This is a genomic window from Allobosea sp. NPDC055353 (genome assembly GCF_053644975.1).
The window spans coordinates 1,701,707-1,721,639 of the sequence record NZ_JBSHMC010000001.1 but is presented as its reverse complement, the minus strand read 5'-3'; the positions used below and the strand labels follow the sequence as shown (position 1 = coordinate 1,721,639).

At 68.9% G+C, this 19,933-nt stretch carries 12 protein-coding genes; 6 read left to right on the top strand and 6 right to left on the bottom strand.

Going from position 1 to position 19,933, the window contains the following annotated elements; genetic code table 11:
- Positions 1-5: 5 nt before the first annotated feature.
- Entirely contained in the window at positions 6-551 is a 546-nt protein-coding gene (locus tag ACWIEX_RS07995; RefSeq protein ID WP_454032547.1) for a (2Fe-2S)-binding protein, read from the bottom strand.
- Positions 548-3,319 (bottom strand): xanthine dehydrogenase family protein molybdopterin-binding subunit, encoded by a 2,772-nt coding sequence (locus ACWIEX_RS07990; RefSeq protein ID WP_454032546.1) that lies wholly within the window; start codon positions 3,317-3,319, stop codon positions 548-550. The genes ACWIEX_RS07995 and ACWIEX_RS07990 overlap by 4 nt, the downstream gene beginning before the upstream one ends.
- A gap of 410 nt (positions 3,320-3,729) precedes the next feature.
- Here ACWIEX_RS07990 and ACWIEX_RS07985 point away from each other — a divergent pair, with 410 nt between their 5' ends.
- The gene (locus ACWIEX_RS07985; RefSeq protein WP_454032545.1) at positions 3,730-4,824 is read left to right on the top strand and encodes a YeiH family protein; all 1,095 of its coding nucleotides are present in this window, start codon (positions 3,730-3,732) and stop codon (positions 4,822-4,824) included.
- Positions 4,825-4,868: 44 nt separating this feature from the next.
- Here ACWIEX_RS07985 and ampH read toward each other — a convergent pair whose 3' ends face one another.
- The 4 genes from ampH to ACWIEX_RS07965 form a co-directional block, all read right to left on the bottom strand.
- Entirely contained in the window at positions 4,869-6,026 is a 1,158-nt protein-coding gene (gene ampH, locus ACWIEX_RS07980; RefSeq protein ID WP_454032544.1) for a D-alanyl-D-alanine-carboxypeptidase/endopeptidase AmpH, read from the bottom strand.
- Between the two features lie 49 nt (positions 6,027-6,075).
- The gene (locus ACWIEX_RS07975; RefSeq protein WP_454032543.1) at positions 6,076-12,672 is read right to left on the bottom strand and encodes a hypothetical protein; all 6,597 of its coding nucleotides are present in this window, start codon (positions 12,670-12,672) and stop codon (positions 6,076-6,078) included.
- Positions 12,673-12,872: 200 nt separating this feature from the next.
- Positions 12,873-13,799 (bottom strand): GAF domain-containing DNA-binding protein, encoded by a 927-nt coding sequence (locus ACWIEX_RS07970; protein ID WP_454032542.1) that lies wholly within the window; start codon positions 13,797-13,799, stop codon positions 12,873-12,875.
- 38 nt (positions 13,800-13,837) lie between these two features.
- On the bottom strand, positions 13,838-14,722 hold the full coding sequence (locus tag ACWIEX_RS07965) for a LysR family transcriptional regulator (protein ID WP_454032541.1): 885 nt from the start codon (positions 14,720-14,722) through the stop codon (positions 13,838-13,840).
- A 155-nt stretch (positions 14,723-14,877) separates the two neighbouring features.
- On the opposite strand from ACWIEX_RS07965, the gene ACWIEX_RS07960 reads away from it, so the two are divergent.
- The 5 genes from ACWIEX_RS07960 to dapA are packed head-to-tail and all read left to right on the top strand — an operon-like array spanning position 14,878 to position 19,914.
- Positions 14,878-16,035: an NAD(P)/FAD-dependent oxidoreductase gene (locus tag ACWIEX_RS07960; RefSeq protein ID WP_454032540.1), complete on the top strand. Its 1,158-nt coding sequence runs from the start codon at positions 14,878-14,880 to the stop codon at positions 16,033-16,035.
- Entirely contained in the window at positions 16,032-16,295 is a 264-nt protein-coding gene (locus tag ACWIEX_RS07955; RefSeq protein WP_454032539.1) for a 2Fe-2S iron-sulfur cluster-binding protein, read from the top strand. Before ACWIEX_RS07960 ends, ACWIEX_RS07955 begins: the two co-directional genes overlap by 4 nt.
- Positions 16,288-17,574 (top strand): FAD-dependent oxidoreductase, encoded by a 1,287-nt coding sequence (locus ACWIEX_RS07950; RefSeq protein ID WP_454032538.1) that lies wholly within the window; start codon positions 16,288-16,290, stop codon positions 17,572-17,574. The genes ACWIEX_RS07955 and ACWIEX_RS07950 overlap by 8 nt, the downstream gene beginning before the upstream one ends.
- 7 nt (positions 17,575-17,581) lie before the next feature.
- On the top strand, positions 17,582-18,985 hold the full coding sequence (locus ACWIEX_RS07945) for an aldehyde dehydrogenase family protein (protein ID WP_454032537.1): 1,404 nt from the start codon (positions 17,582-17,584) through the stop codon (positions 18,983-18,985).
- Positions 18,986-19,005: 20 nt separating this feature from the next.
- Complete coding sequence (gene dapA, locus ACWIEX_RS07940; RefSeq protein ID WP_454032536.1) at positions 19,006-19,914, top strand: 4-hydroxy-tetrahydrodipicolinate synthase; 909 nt, start codon at positions 19,006-19,008, stop codon at positions 19,912-19,914.
- Positions 19,915-19,933 lie beyond the last annotated feature (19 nt).

Genomic DNA, 19,933 nt, shown 5'->3' with positions numbered 1-19,933 from the left:
GCGCGTTACGCCTTCACCAAGCCGGGAGTCTTGAGGGCGAGGTCGCGCACGGCCTCGAAATAGCGGACATAGCCGGTGCAGCGGCAGATATGGCGGTCGAGCGCCTCGCTGATCACCTGCTCCAGCGCCTCGCGCTTGACCGGATTGCGCTTCAACTGGTCGAGCAGCACCGTCGCGCCGGTGACGAAGCCCGGCGTGCAATAGCCGCACTGGAACGAGAAATGCTCGATGAAGGCCTGCTGGACCGGCGAAAGCGCGGTGATGGTCCCGCTGGCGTCGCGTTTGGCTTGCCCTTCCACGGTCCTGACCTTGCGCCCGGCGAACCAGTGCGCGCCGGTGATGCAGGTGCGCATCTCCTCGAGCGTGCCGTCGGGCTTCTCCAGCACCACCGTGCAGGCATGGCAGATGCCCTGGCCGCAGCCCATCCGCGAGCCGGTGAGGTCGAGATACTCGAAGAGGAAATCCTGCATCATCATCGTCTCGGGCACGTCGATCGGCCCGACGGGCTTGTCGTTGATGGTCAGGGAGAGCGGCTTCATCGCGATGGTCATGCCAGCGCCTCCCGGATCTTCTCGGATGTGATCGGCAGGCTGTAGAAGCGCTTGCCGATGGCGTGTGCGACCGCGTTCGCGATCGCCGGAACGACCGCGATCATCACCACCTCGGCCATGCCCTTGGGCGGGTCGGTGTCAGAGAGCGGCGGCAGCACCTCCGCGGTCTGCGACCAGACGGCGACGTCCTTCGAGACCGGCAATTCATAGCGGTTCCAGTTCCAGGTGCCGTCGCCCGGCCCGTCCTCGTGGAGCGGCAGATATTCCTTCAGCGCGTGGCCGATGCCCATGGCGATGCCGCCCTGGATCTGGCCGGAAACCAGCTCCGGCACGATCTGGTTGCCGCATTCGAGGATCGAGTGATGCGAGAGCAGGTTGATCTCGCCGCTGCCGGTGTCGACCACGATCTCGGCCAGCGTCGCCATCGGCGCGTAATAGGTGACACCGGCGTTGTTGCGCTGCGCCGGCGGGTAGAAGACCGCGGCACGCTCGACGAAATGCCAGCCTTCAAGCGTCATCAGGTCCTTGTGCGCAGCCGGCGCGCCCTCGCCGTATTTCACGGCGAGGGCGTCGATGGCGAAGCGGCGTTTTCCGGTATCGGGCAGGTCGAATTCCGCTTCGGCCCATTGCCAGCGGTTGAAGCTGTGCACGGTGACGCCGGTGACGAGGCCGAGCCGGTGCGCTTCCGCCGCGATCTCCGCGAAGGCGAGCGGCTGCATCGCGGCGGCGGTAATCCTGCCATCGACGATGCGCAGGTCCTCGCGGCGCACCGCTTCCGGCGCCATCTGGCCGCCGCCGATGCCGCGCGACCAGAGCGAGCGCGCCGCCGGCCAGATCGCGAGATCGACCAAAGCGCGGGCCGCCTCGCGCGTCGCATGGCCGAGATAATAGACGCTGTTGGAGGCGCTCATCGGCGAGGTGAAGCTCGGCGTCCAGCGCGGATTGGCTTTGCGCTTGTCCTCTTCCTCCTGGGAGAGCGTGTAGGGCTCGTCGGTGGTCTCCAGCGGCATCTGCGGCCAGCGCACCTTGCCGAACTCGGTTTCGTCGGGTTGCCGCCCGAGCAGGCCGGCGGCCATCACCGCCTGCGAGGTCGTGGCGCCCGTGCCGATCTCATGCGCGACATGCGAGAGCTTCAACCGCCCGGTCGCATCGAATTCGAGCGCGCAGAGCGCGGCTTCCGCGCCCGTGCCGTAGTCCTTGTGCACATGGCCGTAGCCGACGCCGTATTTCTTGCCGGGATTGGCAGCCTCGAATTCGGCCTTGCGCGTCTGCCTGTTCGCCCAGAGCGGATGCTGCTGCGCGCGGTCGAGGATCTCGCCATGGCGCATGGCGCCGGAGGGGATCGCGCCCTGCGAATTCTTCATCCCCGATTGCAGCGCGTTGCGGCGCCGGAACTCCATCGGATCGAGGCCAAGCGCCTCGGCGGCTTCATCGACCATCATCTCGGTCGCCGCCATGGTCTGGAGCGTGCCGTAACCGCGCATCGAACCGGCATCGACCGCGCGCGACGAGACGATCGCCGCCGAGAAATCGCTCTTCGGCAGGTAATAGATCGACTGCGCCGCCGTCGCGCCGACGGTTCCGACCGAGACCGAGAAGTTCTCGCGCCCGCCGCCATCGGTGCGGTAGCGCCCGGTCATCGCCCGGAACCGTCCGGTCTTCCGGTCGATGACCATGACCTTCTCCATCTGGAAGCCATGGCGCTTCAGCGCGGTCTGGAACTGCTCGTAGCGGTCGTTGGCGAGCCTGACCGGGCGGCCGTCGCCATAGAGGCCGGCGAGCACGCAATAGAACGGGAAGATCGCGTGGTCCTTGGTGCCGTACCCGACGGTGTAGCCGACCTTGAGGTCGATGCTTTTCAGAGGAAATGTCGACTTCGAGACCATATGGGCCGCCATCTCCGCCACCTCATAGGGCGACTGGGTGGCGATCAGCGCGTGCAGCAGGCCGCTGGCGCGGTCGTACCAGACATTGCCGTTATCGGCTTCCATGGCCGAGGCATCGGCGGACTGGCTGGTGAAGGAACGCCGCAGCACCAGCGCGTCATCGCCGGCAGCGGCGATCTCGCGCTCGATCTCGGCTGCCGCCGCCATGCCGCGCGCCATCGCATCACCGTCGCCGGGGGCCGGCCATTGCGGCTCCTCGCCCTTGAAGCCGGCGCGGATCGTCGTCTCCTTGAGCGCGGAATAGCGATCATCGGCATCAGGATTGCCGCCATCGATCCGGACATAGCGCGCCGCGCCGTAAGGCCCCGGCGTCGTCGAGGGCCCCTCGGGACCGTAGCGCACGACCTTGTCGTTGAAGCGCAGCTTGCGCTTGGCCGCGTCGTAGCGGGCGAAGTCCTGATAGATGAGCATGGCGACGGGCTGGCCGAGCAGCCGGGCCGTCTGGCCCTTGGGAACGAAGAAGACGTCGCCATAGAAGCCCGGCACGGGAATCGCGACGCCATCGGCAACGAGATCCTCATGCAGGACGAGCCGGTCGGGCTTCAGGTCATCGCCGAGCAGGTCGAGATCGACGCCGTCGAAGACGCGATCGACCCGCGTCGCCTTCAGCGTGAAGGCGTGCGCCTGCTCTTTCGGCCAGCCTGCGAGGTCGCGGGCGCGATAATCGCGCGAGAAGGTCTTGCCGCCGGTCACCTTGGCAATCGCGTCGAGGCGGTATTTCGGCTTGCCACCGGCAGCGAGCCAATCGGCACCGGGGCGCGGCGGCGTCTGGATCAGCTCCGCCTGCGTGGGGGGACGGCAGCAGCGAAACCTTGATGGCAACGCCGGCTGCGCCGGCCTTGAGAAAGCTTCTGCGGGACAGGCCTGTCGTCACGTCCAATCCTCCGCCCGCTGGCGAGCCGATTCCACTTGCCGATGCGACGGCACCGGCGAGTTGGCCTACGAGATACTTGAATTGTTCTGATTTCAAGTACCGGTGCCGGGGGGGGCCGCATGACGTCGGGAGAGCGGAGGCTGGCCGAAATCTTGCGGGCCTGAACGCAGGGAACCCTCGAAAGAGGGCCTCGAACGCCGCCATGCGGCCTCGCGACCATGGCCGACGGGCTCTTCCAAAGAAGCAGGTGATATCGCCGAACGCCCATCGTTCGATCCGATGAAACGAAACGGTCGGAATAATGCGATGGACAGCTCATTTCTTCTCCGGCTAGGTCAGCGGAGAGGACAATTTCCCTATGGCTACCATGCGTTCTTCCAATCCTTTGCCCGTGTCTCCCGGTTCGATATCACGGGGATTGGGGCGAATCCTGCCCGGCCTGGGCCTTTGCGTCGGCATCAGCGCGATCGCCTTCGCGCTGGAGCACGTCGAGGCTGCCGCCACGGGTCGGGCCTGGCTCGAAGCGCTGGTGCTGGCAATCCTGATCGGTGCCGCTGTCCGGTCCGTCTGGACGCCCTCCGACACCTGGCGCGCCGGAATCGCATTCTCGGCGAAGACCGTCCTCGAGATTGCCATCGTCCTGCTCGGCGCGTCCCTGAACGCTGCGATGATCGTCGCCGCCGGGCCGGCATTGATCGCCGGCATTGCCGTGGTGGTGGCGCTAACCCTCGCCTTCAGCTTCCTGATCGGGCGGGCGCTCGGCCTGCCGAAGCGCATGGCGGTCCTCGTCGCCTGCGGCAATTCGATCTGCGGCAACTCTGCCATCGCCGCGGTCGCACCGGTCATCGGCGCGGACAGCAAGGACGTTGCCGCCTCCATCGCTTTCACCGCGGTGCTGGGCGTCCTGGTCGTGCTCGGTCTGCCGCTGCTCGTCCCGCTGCTCAGGCTGTCCGAAACCCAGTACGGCGTCCTGGCCGGGCTGACGGTCTATGCCGTCCCGCAGGTCCTGGCCGCGACCGCGCCTGTCGCCACCGCCAGCGTCCAGATCGGGACGCTCGTCAAGCTCGTCCGCGTCCTCATGCTGGGGCCTGTCGTCCTGGTGCTGTCGCTGCTGCGCCACTGGCTGCAGGACGACACGGCCGAGACGGCTCCGGCAGGGAACAGCGCCGCGCGGCAGCGCATCGCTTTCAACAAGCTGGTGCCGTGGTTCATCATCGCCTTCCTGGCGATGGCAGCCCTGCGCACGCATGGCTTTATCCCGGAGGCCGCGCTCGGCCCGATCTCCCACATCGCGACCGTCCTGACCATCGTTTCGATGGCGGCTCTGGGCCTGGGAGTCGATGTCCGTGTCGTTGCCAGGGCTGGCGGACGCGTCACCACCGCAGTCACCATTTCCCTGATCATCCTGGCGATCGTCAGCCTCGGCCTGATCCGCCTGCTCGGCATCAGCTGAGCCGACAGCGGCTGGCGCGAACGAGGCGGGCCGCAGGGATATTTTCAGCGAACCGGCGCCCGGGAGCCCACTGGCGCCAGTTCGGCTGCGAGATTCCGGACCGATTGCCGGATCCCCTCAAACATCGCGAAATTGACGCGGCTTGCCGCCACGAAGATGCCGAGCTTGCGATTGGGCGCGAGCACGACATAGGTCATGAAGCCGCCGAGCCCCCCGCTCTTGCCGAGCAGCAGCGGGACGCCGTCGCGGGCGCGGCTGACGACCCAACCCAGCCCCATGCCTTCCGAATCCGTGACCTCGACCCCGACGGCGCGGCGCAAGCCGTCATGCGGGCGCCAGAGCGCGTGGGCCAGCGCCATCGTCGCCTGAGCCTCGTCCGAAAGGTGCCAGCGCATCCAGCGCACCATGTCGTCGGCCGTCGAATAGAGCCCGCCGCTGGCCGCCATGATCGGCGTCGCCTCCCAGTTCGGGTCTGGATTGCCGAACGGGTCGAGCCCCGTCATCAGGCGCGGCTTCTGCGCGTCCGAAAGCCGGGCGACCGTATCGGCCATGCCGAGCGGCGCGGTGATCCTGTCGCGAAGCAGGTCGGGGAAGGATTTGCCGCCGGCCTGAGCGAGAGCCTCGCCGAGCAGCCCGAAGCCGACATTGGAGTAGATCGCGGTCGTGCCCGGCGCGTAAGCCGGTGCGTTCTGCCGCATCCAGCTCCAGTAGTAGTCGGCGCGGTAGGCGGCAAACGGGTTGCCTTCGCCCTTCACGGCCGGATCGGGCAACTCGCGCGGCAGTCCCGCCGAATGCGTCGCGAGATCCAGCAGGGTGAAGGGCTGGCCGCCGAAGGATTTAACGACCGCCGCCGCAGGAACATGACGTGTGAACGGATCACTCAGGCCAACGCGGCCCTGCGCCGCCATGTCGGCCAGGAGATCGCCCGTGAACACTTTCGAGATCGAGCCGAGCCGCAGGATCGAGCGCCCGTCCGGCTCGGTCTTGCTGCCCGGCGCGGTCTCGCCGACACCGGCGATCTCGGTTTCGTCGCCCTGGACGACGGCGAGGATCAGGCCGGGCGCGCCGGAATTCAGGAACATCGCCGTGGCGGCCATGGAGACGGCATCCCGCAGCGCTGGATCCTTGGTTTGCGCACCGGCCGTTGCCGTCAGGATATGGAGCGCTGCCAATGCGGCGCCCGCCTTGCCGATGAATGTCATGATCGCTCCGCATCATCCTGATGTGTCGCCGGTTGCCCGGATGCAGGGTTTAGAACCGGTAGGCCGCGCGCAGGGTCGCCGACTGGTGGAGATAGCGGCTGGCAGCGCGCGCCGAATATTCGGCACGGAGCTCGAAGCCTTTCGCGGTGACCAGTTCCAGGCCGGCCGAGACGTTGCCATAGGTCTTGGGCAGCCCTGTCACGAGGGTGAAGGGAGCTGCTTCGAAGGCAGCGAGATGCAGCTTCGAGGTCCAGTCGCTGCTCGGCAGGATGCTCACGCCCGCCGAGAGATAGGACCGCAACGTCATGCCTTCGAGATCGTGGCGCATGCCGATCTCCAGGCTCGGCGTCGCCATGACGGTGAAACGGTCGCTGCGATGGACCGCGAGATCGAACCAGCCGGCCCCGCTTTCGCGATGGCCGCGCTGCACCGTGTAATTGAGATCGAGATCGACGAAGGGCTTGGCGTACCAGCTCCCGAAATCCATCTGGTAGGCGGCACGCAGGCGGCCGCCGCCGAAATCGAGCTGCGGCTCGCTCGTGGCAATGCCTCCCGGCGCCCGCCGCGACGTCTTCGCCCTATCGTGACCGACCTGCACCGCCGCGGCAAACTGCCAGGGGCCGAGCTGGCGCTTCAAGGTGAGACCGCCGATGAAGCTGTCATTGTCGCTGGTCGCGCCGGCCGCCGTGCTGGTCCGCCCGAAGCCATAGCTCGCTGCACCGCCGAGGAACCAGCCAGGCGCGAACTCCCTCTGCGCCCCGAGGCTCAGCGTGGTCTGCCTGATCCGAAAGCCGCTATCGTCGGCGCTGCTGCCGCGACGCATCCAGTTCGAGCCGACCCGCGCCCAGTTGCAATCGCCTTCGGAGAGGGCCGCACCCGAGCCCGTGAAGGCCGGACAGCTCATCATCCGGTTGAAGAAGGCGAAGGCTTCGTTGATCTGGTTGGCGGACCGCGCACCGACCCCGTCATTGGCGATCGCATCGACAACGCTGCCGTGATGCGCCAGCGTTTCAACGCTCGTGAAAGCGTCGAACACCGCGGCGGCCCGCGTGTCGCCGCTGTCCCACAGCGCCTGGATATGCTTCGCGACGCGCGACCGGTCGGCGCTCAGGCCGCCATTGGCAAGGCCGAAATGGCCGTCGACCGTCAGGAACAGGTCGCGCCCGTCCGGGCTCTGGAGCATCCGGTAGCTATACGCCGTCGTCCCGCTCTTGAGCGCGAAGGCGCCCGCCGGCCGATCGTCGAAATGCGCGACCTGCAGCGAGACGCCCGGCCGGGGCTTCTGAAGCTGCGGTTCAAGCTGACCGGCCAGCGACGGTGCCGTGCCCGAACTGGCGACGGAGATCATGTCGGCGGTGCCGGCGCCAAAATTCACGTCAGCCTGGTAGATTCCGTCCGGGCGCTGTTCGAAGACGCTCGTGATCCGCGTCGTGGCGATGCTTCCGCCGTGGAGCACCGCACCGCCCGGATTGATCGTCCCGGAGTTGAAAAGCCGCGTCTGATATTGCGCGCCCATGGCGAGGACGCCGCCGGGCCGGTTTTCGACGTCGCTGTTGAACGGATCACCGGTGGTGAGGATGTCGCCGATCATGGTTCCGCTGTTGCTGATCGACAGGCCACCATTCGTCGAACGCCCGGCGACCTTGCCGCGGATCACGCCTGCATTGTCGACGCGCGTGTAGAACTCGCTGATCGCGAGGATCGCCGCATCCTGCTCGCTGGTGACATGCGCCCCTGAGGCGATGCTGATCGCGATCGGCGTCGAGCGGTTGTTCACGTCGGGGCTGGCGCTCGTGCTGACCGCGACGATCGCCGGCGCCCCGGCCCCGCCCGCATGCACGACAGCATCGCGCCCGACCGTGATCTCGACCTTGCCGCCCTTGGTGTTGGTTCCCCAAGCGCCTTGATTTGCCTCGAGCAGGATGCCGCCATCCTTGAAGATCGCGCCGCCGCCAAGGCTCATCGCCACGATGGCGGGAGCACGGGGGCCAAAACTCGCGACCCAGCCATTGTCCCCGACGGCGACCTTCACCGCGCCGCCATTGCCGCCTGCGCCCTGGACGTTGCCGGGCGCTGATCGCACCAGCCCGGTATCGTAGGAGATCGACGAGAGGTCGCCGGCAATGCCGCCGCCGCCGCCGATGCTCTGCGCCAGGATGCCGATGGCGCCCTGCCCATAGGTTTCGACCGATCCGTCGACCCTGACGCCGACAGCGCCGCCGTCGCCATAGGTCACTGAACCGAAAAGAGAGACCGGGTTGAGGGTGACGAGACCCGGCTGCGTCGTCAGCGCGGCGATGCCGCCGCCGGCACCGATGCTCTGGGCGACGATGCCATGAGCCGCCTTGCCGGTGGTCGTGAGATCGCCGTCCTTGCCGAGGGCGATGGCGACGTCCTGCCCGTTGCCGAGCACGCCGCGGGTGGCATTGAGACTGAGCGTCATCGGAAAGGCGAGCGCGCCCTGCGTGCTCGCAGAGGCGACATAGCCGCCGCCGGCGCCGATACTCTGGGCGAGAACGCCGAAGGCAAGGTCACCGGAGGTCCTGACCAGGCCGTCGACGGCGACCGTGACCTTGCCGCCATCGGCTTTCCCGCGCCCGGTTTCCGCCCCGAGCGTGATGTCATGCGAACCGGAAGCGGGGCGGTCGAATACTAGGCTCGCCGCGCCACCGCCGCCGCCGATGCTCTGGGCCATGATCGCGTGCGAGAGCAGCCCCGAGGTTTCGATTCGGCCGGTCGACCTGACGAAGACATTGCCGCCGTGCCCGTTCGCACCGAAGGCACCGACCTTGGTCGCGCCGCGGAGCGAGATCGGCATGTTGCCGACGCCGGCACCGCCGCCGAAGCGGGACGCACTGCGCCCGCCGCCGCCACCGACGCTCTGGGCGAGGATGCCAGCCGAGTCCACGCCGAAGGTGCCGATCCGCCCGCGGTTTTCGACCACGATCGCATAATCGGTCGGATCACCGGCGACGCTGAGCCCGCCACCACCATGGCCGCCGGCTCCGCCGCCGCGGCCTATATTGAGGCCGATATTGAAGGACTGGTTGCCGAGCGCCGTATGGCTGCTGCCGGCATTGCCGCCGCCGCCGCCGACCGCCTGGGCGAAGATGCCCGGCGCCTGGTCGCCATGGGTCGTGATCTGGCCGGTGTTGGTGATCTCGACATGGCCGGCATCGCCGCCGCTGGCGCCGGCGCCGCCGACATTGAAGGAGAGGCTGGCGCCGCCTTGCGCCTGCAGGAGCGGAACCGCGTCGAGCAGCGCGCGCAGAAAGGTCGTGCGCATGTTGGCGTCGGAGAACAGATCCTTGGCGATGTCCTCGACGCTGCGGCCGACGCTGCCGCCATTGCCACCTCCGCCGCCGATGCTTTGGGCGAAGATGCCCGCCGCTCCGGCGCCGCTCGTCTCGATCGTGCCGCTATTGGCGATCTTGACCGCGCCGCCATTGCTGGAGCCGCCCCCGCGTCCACCGAGATTCAGGTTGAGGCCGAAGGTCTCGGGAAATTGCCGGAAATTCGCGCCGGCGGCGGCGAGCGTTCCGAGCGCATCGACCAGGGTCGTCGTCAGCGTGTTGATCGAATGGGAATCGGCGCTGCCGCCATTGCCGCCACCGCCGCCGATGCTTTGCGCCACGATGGCATGCGCACCGGTTCCCGTGGTCTGCAGCTTTCCGGCATTGTCGATCGCGACCGTGCCGCCATGGCTGCCGCTGCCGCCATTGCCGCCGACCGTCACATTGCTGGTGAAGGAAGGCGTGAACTGGCTCGTCACCCATTTGTCGGCGGAGATCGCGCGCAGCGTGCTGATCAGCCGGAAGATGGCGCTGATGTCGCCACCGATCGCGGAGGCGAGCGAGTTGCCGGTGAGCCGCTCCGCATTGCCGCCATCGCCACCACCCCCGCCGATACTCTGCGCGAAAATCCCATAGGACATCTCGCCGGCCGTCGACACGGTGCCACGATTGGCGACCGTGACCGAGCCGCCGTGATTGCCGCTTCCGCCCGTGCCGCCGACCGTGATCGCAGCGGTTCCGCGCTGCGACGGGCTGGTCTTGCCCTGGGAGCTTCCGCCCGCCCCACCGCCGCCGCCCACGCTCTGGGCATAGATGCCGGCCGCGGCGATGCCCGTGCTGGTAATCGTCCCCTCATTGGTGAGGACGACGCTGCCGCCGACAGCGCCGAGGCCGCCATGCCCGCCGACCGAAGTCGCCACCCCGAACGTTGTCGGCGCGGCCTGCGGCGTTCCTTCCGGCAGGGGCACGATCTGCGCGCCGCTGACCTCGGCCAGCGCGCTGCCGCCGACACCGCCGCTCCCGCCGATGCTCTGGGCGATGATGCCCCGGGCGTTGTCGCCACCGGTTGCGATCGTGCCTCTGTTCAGGACATTGACCGTGCCGCCGACGCCGCCGATGCCGCCCGCTCCGCCAACGGCGACGCCAGTGGTGAATTGCGAGGCGGCAAGCAGGGTCAGGCTCTGCGTGGCAGTGGAGCCGCCGATACCGCCGCCGCCGCCGATGCTCTGGGCGACGAGGCCATGCGCGCCGGCGCCGGCCGTCCCGATCGCCCCCACCTGCTTGACATCGACGCTGCCGCCGGCCCCGCCACTGCTACCGGTCCCACCGACCGCGACACTCAGCGCGGCGGCCGCAGGCCCCGTCGGACTGCCGCTGATCGGCACGCCCACGGTGAGTTGCTTCGTCCAGACCGAACCGCCATTGCCACCGCCGCCACCGATGCTCTGGGCGGTGATGCCGATGCTCTGCGCGCCGGCCGTCGTCACCTCGCCATCGTTGACGAGGCTGGCGGTGCCGCCATTGCCGCCGCTGCCGCCACTCCCGCCGATATTGACGCCGACATTGAGCCCGATCCCGATCGCGATCAGGTTCGCGGCGCCGCCATTGCCGCCGCCACCGCCGATGCTCTTGACGCTGATGCCGGTGGCGTTGGCGCCGAAGCTCGCGACCACGCCGCTATTGCCGGCCGAGACGGCGCCGCCCGAGCGGCCACCGCCGCCGCTGCCGCCAAGGCTGACGCCGAGCGGCCCGACGCTGATGGCGCGCGCGATGCCGGCATCGCCGCCGCCGCCGCCGATCGACATGGCGTCGATCCCCGTACCGAAGGCGCCGTGAGTGGTAACACTGCCGGAACGCGTGTTCGTCACCGTGACGAGGCCACCATCGCCGGCATTGCCGCCGCTGCCTCCGGCGGAGACGAAGCCGCCCTGCGTGCTGCCGCCGGTGGCACCGCCGCCACCGATGCTGCGCGCGACGATGCCCTTGGCGTTCTCGCTGGTCTCGGGCGTGTCGCCGCCGGCGCTGATCGCGCCCGCATTGGTGATGCTGATCGCGGCATCGCCGCCGCCGCTGCCGCCACTGCCGCCGCTCGACCAGATCACGCCGTGGTCGTCACCACCGGCACCGCCCTTCCCGCCCGTGGCGAAGGCGCCGATGCCATAGCTGTCGCGGCCGATGGTGGTGATGCCGATCCCGTTCGAGATGGTGATCCGGCCGGTGCCACCGCCATTGCCGCCATCATAGCCCTCCGGCCCCGCAACATGGCCCTTGCTGCCATTGCCGCCGTCGCCGCCGATGCTCGTGGCGCGGACGCCGAACGTGCCGTCTCCCGTCGCCGTGATGTGCGAAGCCGTGCCGCGCAGGATGATGCTGATGTCGCCGCCCTGGCCACCGGCTCCGCCGGCACTGCCGGAGCTCAGGGCTCCCGCCGGCAACCCGGAGCCGCCATGCCCGCCGATGCTGCTGGCCGCGATGCCCCCGGCCGTCGTCGTCAGCGCGCCGCTGAAAGTCAGATCGATCCGTCCGCCGGCACCGCCGAGGCCCGATTCGCCGTCATAGTTGGGGTTGACGCTGTTGCCGCGGCCGCCGCCGCCATTGCCGCCGCTCGAGGCGAGACCGATCGCGGCTCCGACCATGCTCGGCCCCTGAACCGTGATCGTCCCGGCCGAGATCTTCGAGGTGATGTCGCCTCCGCGCCCGCCATCGCCCGCTTTCTCGTTGACCGCCAGATGTCGCGCGGCCGCGTCGAAAGCCGAGCCGCCCGCAGTGGTCGCCCACAGGAAATGCCCCGTGACGGTAGCGCTGGAGAGGGTCAGATCCGTCGTCAGATTTCCACCGTGACCGGCCTGGCCATAGCTGTGGCCGCCGGTGACGATGCTCGTCGCCCCGCCATTGCCGCCGAGCGAGATCAGCGTCAGCCCCGGGCCGAGCTGGCTGAAGAAGGGACCGGAGGGCGTCTGCGCTGTCGGGCGCGCCGTTACCGTGATCGCGCCGCCGTCGCCGCCATTGCCGCCCCAATGGTTGTGGCGGTCCGAGCTCTCGCCGCCCTTGCCGCCATTGCTGCGCAGCAGGACGCCGCCGTGACCGGGAATAGTCGAAGCCACTCCGAGTGACGGAATCTGGGTCGTGATGTCGCGCCCCGACTGGCCGTTCTCGCCGTTGTCATTGTGGTTTCCGCCCGATTTCCCGTCGCGCCCGCCGGCTCCCGAATTGTCGATGCAGATGACGGCGTCCGCAGGACAGCTCTGGGCGAGCGCCGGCATGCCGGCAAGCAGGTCGGCGGCCGTCACCAACGCCAGGCCGGAGACGGAACAGGACAGCCAGCGCGACGAGAGACCGAAGCTCCTGCGCATCACGGGACCCCTCGAAGCGCTCGTCCGATGCCGGAGAGTCCGTGAATGGGAGCAACCGAAGCCCAGGCTGGCAAGCCCGTTTCGACCGATTGCCGGCTGGTGCCGACGAATCGACATGCCATTTCGCAGGAGGATTAATCCGGCCTTACCGCTGCGCCGGCAGGATGCCTTGAAACCGTTTGCGCCGAGCCTGCCTCGAATCAGATGCCGAGGCGTTCCCGGAGAGCCTGTCGGTAAGGGCGCGAGACGCTCCAGACCGCCTCGCTGGCGCGCAACTGGACCGTCCACTTGCCATTGCCCGCGCCTGCCGGTCCGATCTTGCTGACATGCTTCAGGTTGACGATCGCGCTCCGGTGAATGCGCAGGAAATCAGCCGCAGGCAGGAGCGCGGTCCACAAGCCCAATGGGCGGGCATCGAGCATGACCGATCCTCCCATCAACCAGACCTGCGTATAGTCCCTGGCCGAGCGCAGGCCGAGAATCTCGCCCGGCGTGACGCCCCGGACCTCGCCGGCGCGGCGCAGATACAGCAGCGGCGGAAATGAGCCGGCAATGCGGGCCTGCGCCTCGGGCGGGGGAAGCCCCTCGGCAGTTTCCTTGTAGAGCGCCAGGCCGATCAGTTCGGCGCAGGCTGCGAGCGAGACCGCCTCGCCCGCGCTCCATGTCCGCCGCGTCCGCGTCATGTCGAAGCCGATACAGGCCCGCAGCCTGCCCTTGCCGAAGACCGGCACGCTCAGGACGCTCTTGTCGTCCTGCCGCAGCATTTCAGCCGCCAGGGGGCCGGCGAGCCGTGGCAAGCGCTCGACATCGTGAATCATGACCGCTTCGCCCTTGACCAGGGAGCGATGCAGCCAGCCGATCATGGTCACCGGGGCGTCCTGAAGGTCCTGGACATGCGAGCACACGCCGTCCCGGCACCATTCATGGGTGTTGTGGAAGCGCAGCAGGCCATCGTCGTACTCGAACATCCAGGCCCGATCGACATCGGCCCGCATGCCAAGATCCTTCAGGATGCCGGAGATCGCGCCCCAGGCAGGTTCTCTCAGCAGGTGCCGCGCCGCCAGGAACGGCCAGTCCGCTCCGGATCCGCAGGCCTCGCCAACAGGAATATTTTCGAAAGAGCGCATGGGTGGACAGAGCTTCGTGGCGCGTGCCGATAGGGACCTCATCCCATCACGGACGTGAAGCCCACGCAAAGCTGCCTTAGCGCAACGACGTACGGGTTCCGTGCCAGAAAGCTGGCTTCGCCGAAATAAATGGGAATCTCGGGCAGTTCCGGCAAACCGATCGCGGTAATCGTGGTCTCGGTGCCGTCGATGCACCAGGCGGGGATGATCGCATAACCGAGACCTGCCTCGACGCAGCGCTTGACGCTCGAACTCCCCGAAGTCGAGATCGCGATCTCCATCTCGATATCGCCCGCCTGCAGGTAGTCGATGGCGAGGTTGCGCAGAAGCTGGCCGGGCTCATAGGTCACGAAGGGGCGCCCCTGGACCCATTGCCTGATCTCGCCTTGCGGCGGCGCGCCCCATTCGCGCGGGAAAACGAGCGCCGGCCGATAGGTGCAGACAAGGTGCTGCGGCACATTGGGGTCGCCGAAATAGCGCTCGGTAATGCACAGGTCGAGGCTGCCGTCGCGGATCATCTCCGGCAGAGCGGTATCGCGCTCGAAGGCGATGATCTCGACCTGCGGGAAAAGCGCGCGGAACTGCCCCAGGATCGGCGGCATCAGGTAGAAGAAGATCGCCTGCGGCAAGCCGATGCGCAGCACCGGCCGCTCCTTCTGAAGCGTCCGATCGAGCCGGGTCAGCATCGTGTCGAGCTCCGGCAGCAGGAGCTTGTAGAGGCTGCGTCCGCGCGGCGTCAGGGTCACCGTCTTCGCGCCTTGCTCGGAAACGACCAGCCGTTCGCTCAACAGCTGCTCGAGCCGGCGGACATGGTTCGCGGCCGATTGGTAGCTCATGCCGAGCTTGCGGGCGGCGGCGGAATACGAGCCGTCGCGCGCGACGATGAAGAACGTCTGGATGAGCGTCAGATTGGCTTCGCGCATGCGCCCCCCTCGGCCGGTGCCTCACATCTCCTACAACAGCCTGGCTTCGGCGACTTGCAAACAATGATGCAAGTCGAGGCGGATGATTTGGATCGACCCCATAGGTGAAGCCGACGAGGTTCGGGCCATCGCTTTACGGGACGAACCGCTTCTGCATGGCCTCCTCTTCACCCCTTCATGTCGCCGTGATCGGCACGGGGATCGTCGGCGCCTCCGCCGCCCATTTCCTCGCCGCCGCAGGGGCGCGGGTGACGCTGCTCGATACTTCCGGCCCGGCGGCGGGCGCGACCGGCGCCTCGGACGGAGCGGTCTCGGTGGCGAGCAAGCGGCCAGGCCCGATGATGGATCTCGCCCGCCATGCGCGCGCCTTCTACGTGCGCCACGAGCGGGAGGGGCTGTTTCGCGGCCTGTTCCACCGCCGCTCGACCTTCCTCATTGCCCGCACGGCCATCGAGGCCGATCTCGTCGCCCGGCATGGCGCGGACCTGGCGGCTGCGGGCGAACGCGTCGTCGAGGTCGATCGTGCGACGCTTCTCACGCGCATTCCGGGCCTCGGCGACAGCGTCTGCGCCGCGCTCGAGATTCCCGATGACGGGCATGCGCTGGGCTACGAGATCACCCAGCGCCTGCTGGCGACGAGCCGGGTCGGCATCCGTCGCAACGCGCCCGTTTCCGAGATCGTCATGCGGGCCGGCCGTGCCTGCGGCGTCCTGATCCGCAACGAAGTCCTTCCGGCCGATGCGGTGCTCGTCGCAGCGGGCATCGGCTCGGCGCCGCTGCTCGGCCTCGGCGAGATCCTGATCCCGCGGAAGGGCCAGATGGCCGTTACCGACCGGGCCACGACCGCGGGGCCGGCCATCGATGGTCATCTGATGGCGGCATCCTATCTGGCCGCAAAACGCGGCATCGTGCGCGACAACAGCCATATCGGGCTGGTGATCGACCCGCTGATGACGGGTCAGTTCCTCATCGGCGGCAGCCGCGAGGACCATCGCAGCGACCACAGCACCGATGCCGTGACCATCGCGGCGATCCTGCGGGAGGCGCTCGATCTCTACCCGCCGCTGGCGGCCCGCCGCGTCCTGCGCAGCTTCGCCGGCGTCAGGTCGGCCTCCCGCGACGGCCTGCCGATCGTCGGCCTGCATCCGCATCGCCCGGGCGTGGTCATCGCCACCGGATTCGAGGGCGATGGCATCTGCCTCGGCCCGTTCATGGGCGCGAGCGCCGCCCGCCTGCTGCTCGGCGAGAGACCCGAAGCCGACCTGTCCGCCTTGTCGCCGCAGCGCCTGGTCCGGGCCGAGGTCCACGCATGACCAGCCATTTCTTCTGGAACGGCGGCCCGGTGGCCTTCAAGCCGGGCGAGACGATCGCCGCGGCGCTGCTGCGTGCCGGCCTTGCCGATCTCGGCCAGCCGTCGCAAGCGCCAGGCGGACGCGTCTTCTGCGGAACAGGCGCCTGCCAGGGCTGCGTCGTCGCCGTGATGGGCGCGGCACCGGTCGAGGCCTGTCTGACGCCGGCGCGCGCGGGCCTCCGGCTCGGCTCGCTGCCCCTTGCCGGAGGCCAAAATGGGTGAGGCTCCCATCCTCGTCGTCGGCGCCGGGCCGGCAGGCGCGAGCGCCGCCGCGACCATCGCGGAAGCCGGCCTGCCCGTCCTCCTGATCGAGCAGCGAGACCAGTTCGGCGGCGCGATCCATCGCCAGCCGGCCCCCGGCAACGACAGCCATGTCTGGCGCCCCGCGCGGCACCGCCGCAACTGGGCCGGGCTGGTGGCCCGGCTGCAAGCCTGCGCCGGCCGGATCGAGACACGGACCGAGACGATCTTTCTCGGGGTCGACGGCGAGGGGAGCTTCCTGTTCGACGATCGACGCGCTGCCTGCGTCTTCGCGCGCCGCCCCCGCGCAGCGATCATCGCCGTCGGCGCCGTCGAGACGATCCGCCCCTTTCCCGGCTGGGAACTGCCCGGCGTGATGAGCGCCGGCGGCGCGCAGGTGCTGCTCAAGGAAACCGGCCGCCCTCCGGAAGGCCCGATCCTGGTGGCCGGCAGCGGAGCGCTTCTGCCCGCTCTCGCGGCCCAGCTTGCCAAGGCCGGTAACCCGCCCCTCGCCGTGCTGGAGCGCGGCAGGCCGTGGAACGCCCCGGGGGCGCTGGTCCGACTCGCTTTGTCATGGGGCCCGATGAGCGAGGCTGCGGCCTATGCGACGACGCTCGCCGTGAGCCGCGTGCCCTATCGCTGCGGAGCGGTCGTCACGCAGGCGGAGCCGGATGGCGACGGGCTCAAGCTCGGCATCCGCGCCGGCGACAAGCGGGAAGTCCTGCACGTGCGGCATCTGCTGATCCACGACGGCATCGAGCCGAACCGTACCGGCATTCCTCTGCCGGATCCCAAGGCGGCCGTGCCGATCCTGCTCGCCGGCGACGGGCGAGAAGCGCTCGGAGCCGATGCCGCGATCCTCGATGGCCGCCGCGCTGCAACACAGGTGCTCGCCGGCCTCGGCCACGCCGCGCGGCGCGCGTCGCCGGACGAGCGGGGCCTGATCCGGGCGCGCCGCTTCCAGGCCGCCCTCGCGCGGGCGCTCCATAGCGAGCCTGTCGTGCCGCCCCCGGAAACGCTGATCTGCCGATGCGAAGGCCGCAGCTATGCGGAGCTTGCGGCTCTGGCGCAGGACGCCTCCGCGCGCGAGATCCGGCTGATGGGCCGCTTCGGGCTCGGCGCCTGCCAGGGCCGCGTCTGCGGCCCGATGATCGCAGCCCTGCGCGGCCGGCCACTGCCGGCCGCAATCCCCCCGCGCTGGCCGCTGCGCCCGGTTTCGGTCGCAGCGCTCGCCCGCCTGACAACCGATGAAACGGAGTGACCTGACCGTGCCCCTGTCCCTCGCCAAGCCTGCCCGGGCCACCGCCGCCTCTATGGTCGAGGTCACCAGTCCGTTCGACGGCTCCGTCGTCGGTCAGGTTCGCCAGGCCGACGAGATCGCCGTCGCCGATGCCCTGCGCCGGGCGCGCAAGGCCTGGGCGAGCTTCCGCTTCAGCACGCCTGCCGAACGCAAGGACCTGCTCCATCGCCTCGCGGAACGCCTTGGCGACGAGGCCGAGGCGATGGCCCGGACGATCTGCGCGGAGGTCGGCAAGACGATCACCGAGGCGCGCAACGAGGTTCGTCGCGCCGGCAACACGCTGCGGCTGAGCGGCGATGCCGTGACCGTGCTTCATGGCGAGGTGCTGCCGACGGCCATCGTGCCGGGGGCGTCGGACAAGCAGGCCGTGATCACGCATGAGCCGGCAGGCGTCCTCGGCGCGATCACGCCGTTCAACTATCCGCTCAACCTGCTCTGCCACAAGCTCGGTCCCGCGATCGCGGCCGGCAACGCCGTCGTGGCCAAGCCCTCGCCGAAGGCCCCGCTCGCCGCCCAGCGACTGGCGGAGCTGGCCGAGGAGGCGGGCTTTCCCGCCGGCCTGTTCAGCGTGGTCCATGGCGGCGCCGATGTCGCGGCGATGATCGCGAGCGGCGATATCGACCTGCTCAGCTTCACCGGCGGGCCGGCGGCGGGCCTGGCGCTGAAGAATGCCTCCGGCCTCGTGCGCTGCCTGATGGAACTCGGCGGCAACGACCCGCTGATCGTCATGCCGGATGCGGATCTCGACCGCGCCGCCGAGGTCGCGATCACCCACCGCTTCGAGATCGCCGGCCAGAGCTGCGCGGCCGTGAAGCGCCTCTACCTGCACGATGCCGTCCGCGAGACGATGATCGAGCGCATCGCCGCAAAGGTCGCGCAGGTTTCGACCGGCGATCCGGCCGACGCCGCCACCGTCATGGGTACCGTGATCGACGAGCCGGCCGCGGCCGAGGTCGAGCGGCGCGTCAAACTCGCCGTCGCGGATGGCGCCCGGATCGTCGCGGGCGGCAACCGCCGCGGCACGCTGTTCGCACCGACCCTGCTCGATGCCGTTCCGGCGCAGACGGAACTCGTCCGATCGGAGACCTTCGGGCCGGTGCTCGCGGTGCGCCGCTTCGACGATCCCGAAGCGGTGATCGCCGAGATCAATGGCGGCGCCTACGGGCTGCAGGCCGGCCTTTTCACCAATGACCATGCGCTGGTGAAGCGCGTTGCGCGCCGGCTGCGCGTCGGCGGCGTGATGGTCAATGAAGGGCCCGATTTCCGCGCCGAGAACGTGCCGTTCGGCGGCATCAAGTCGAGCGGGCTCGGGCGCGAGGGCATCCACATGACGTTGCGTGAAATGAGCGAAATCAAGGTCGTCATCGACTGACGATGCAAGGAGTTAAGCCGATGATCGATCCAGAACTGCGCCGCCGCCTCACCGGCGTCTTCACGGCGCTGGTCACGCCGTTCCGCGACGGGGAGCTTGATATCCCCGCGCTCGAAAATCTGATCGAGGCGCAGATCGCCGCCGGCGTCGCCGGGCTCGTGCCGGTCGGCACGACCGGCGAGGCCGCGACGCTGAGCGACGAGGAAGCCGACACCGTCATCCGCACCACGGTGAAGGCGGCGCGCGGCCGAGCCTTCGTCATGGCCGGCGCAGGCTCGAACGCGACTGGGCTCGCGATCGGCAAGGCGGTACGCGCCGAGGCGGCGGGCGCGGACGGGCTCCTGCTGGTGACGCCCTACTACAACAAACCCTCGCAGGACGGGCTGTTCGACCACTTCTCGGCCATCGCCAGCGCGGTCGGCCTGCCGATCATGCTCTACAGCGTGCCGGGACGCACCGGCGTCGAGATCGCTCCCGCGACCGCGGCCCGGCTCGCGGCAGCTCATTCCAACATCGTCGGCATCAAGGAAGCGGGCGGCAAGGCGGAGCGCATCACGGAACTCAGGCTGGCGCTCGGGCAGGATTTCGTGATCCATTCGGGCGATGACGGGCTGACCCTGCCTTTCCTGGCGCTCGGCGCCGACGGCGTGACCAGCGTCGCCTCGAACCTGCTGCCGGCGGAGATCGTGGCCTTGTGCCGGGCCTGGTTCGCGGGCGGCCCGCGTGAGGCGCGCCGCATCCACGAAGCGCTGTTCGACCTGATCGGCGACCTCTTCATCGAGAGCAATCCGGTGCCGGTGAAGACCGCGCTGGCGAGAACCGGCCTGATCGGCAGCGAACTGCGCGCACCCCTTGCGCCGCTGCGCCCGGAGAACCTCAAGGTGCTGGAGGCGAGCCTGAAGGCCTTCGCGAGCCGCCCGAACATATAAGAAAACCGGTAGGAGGGTG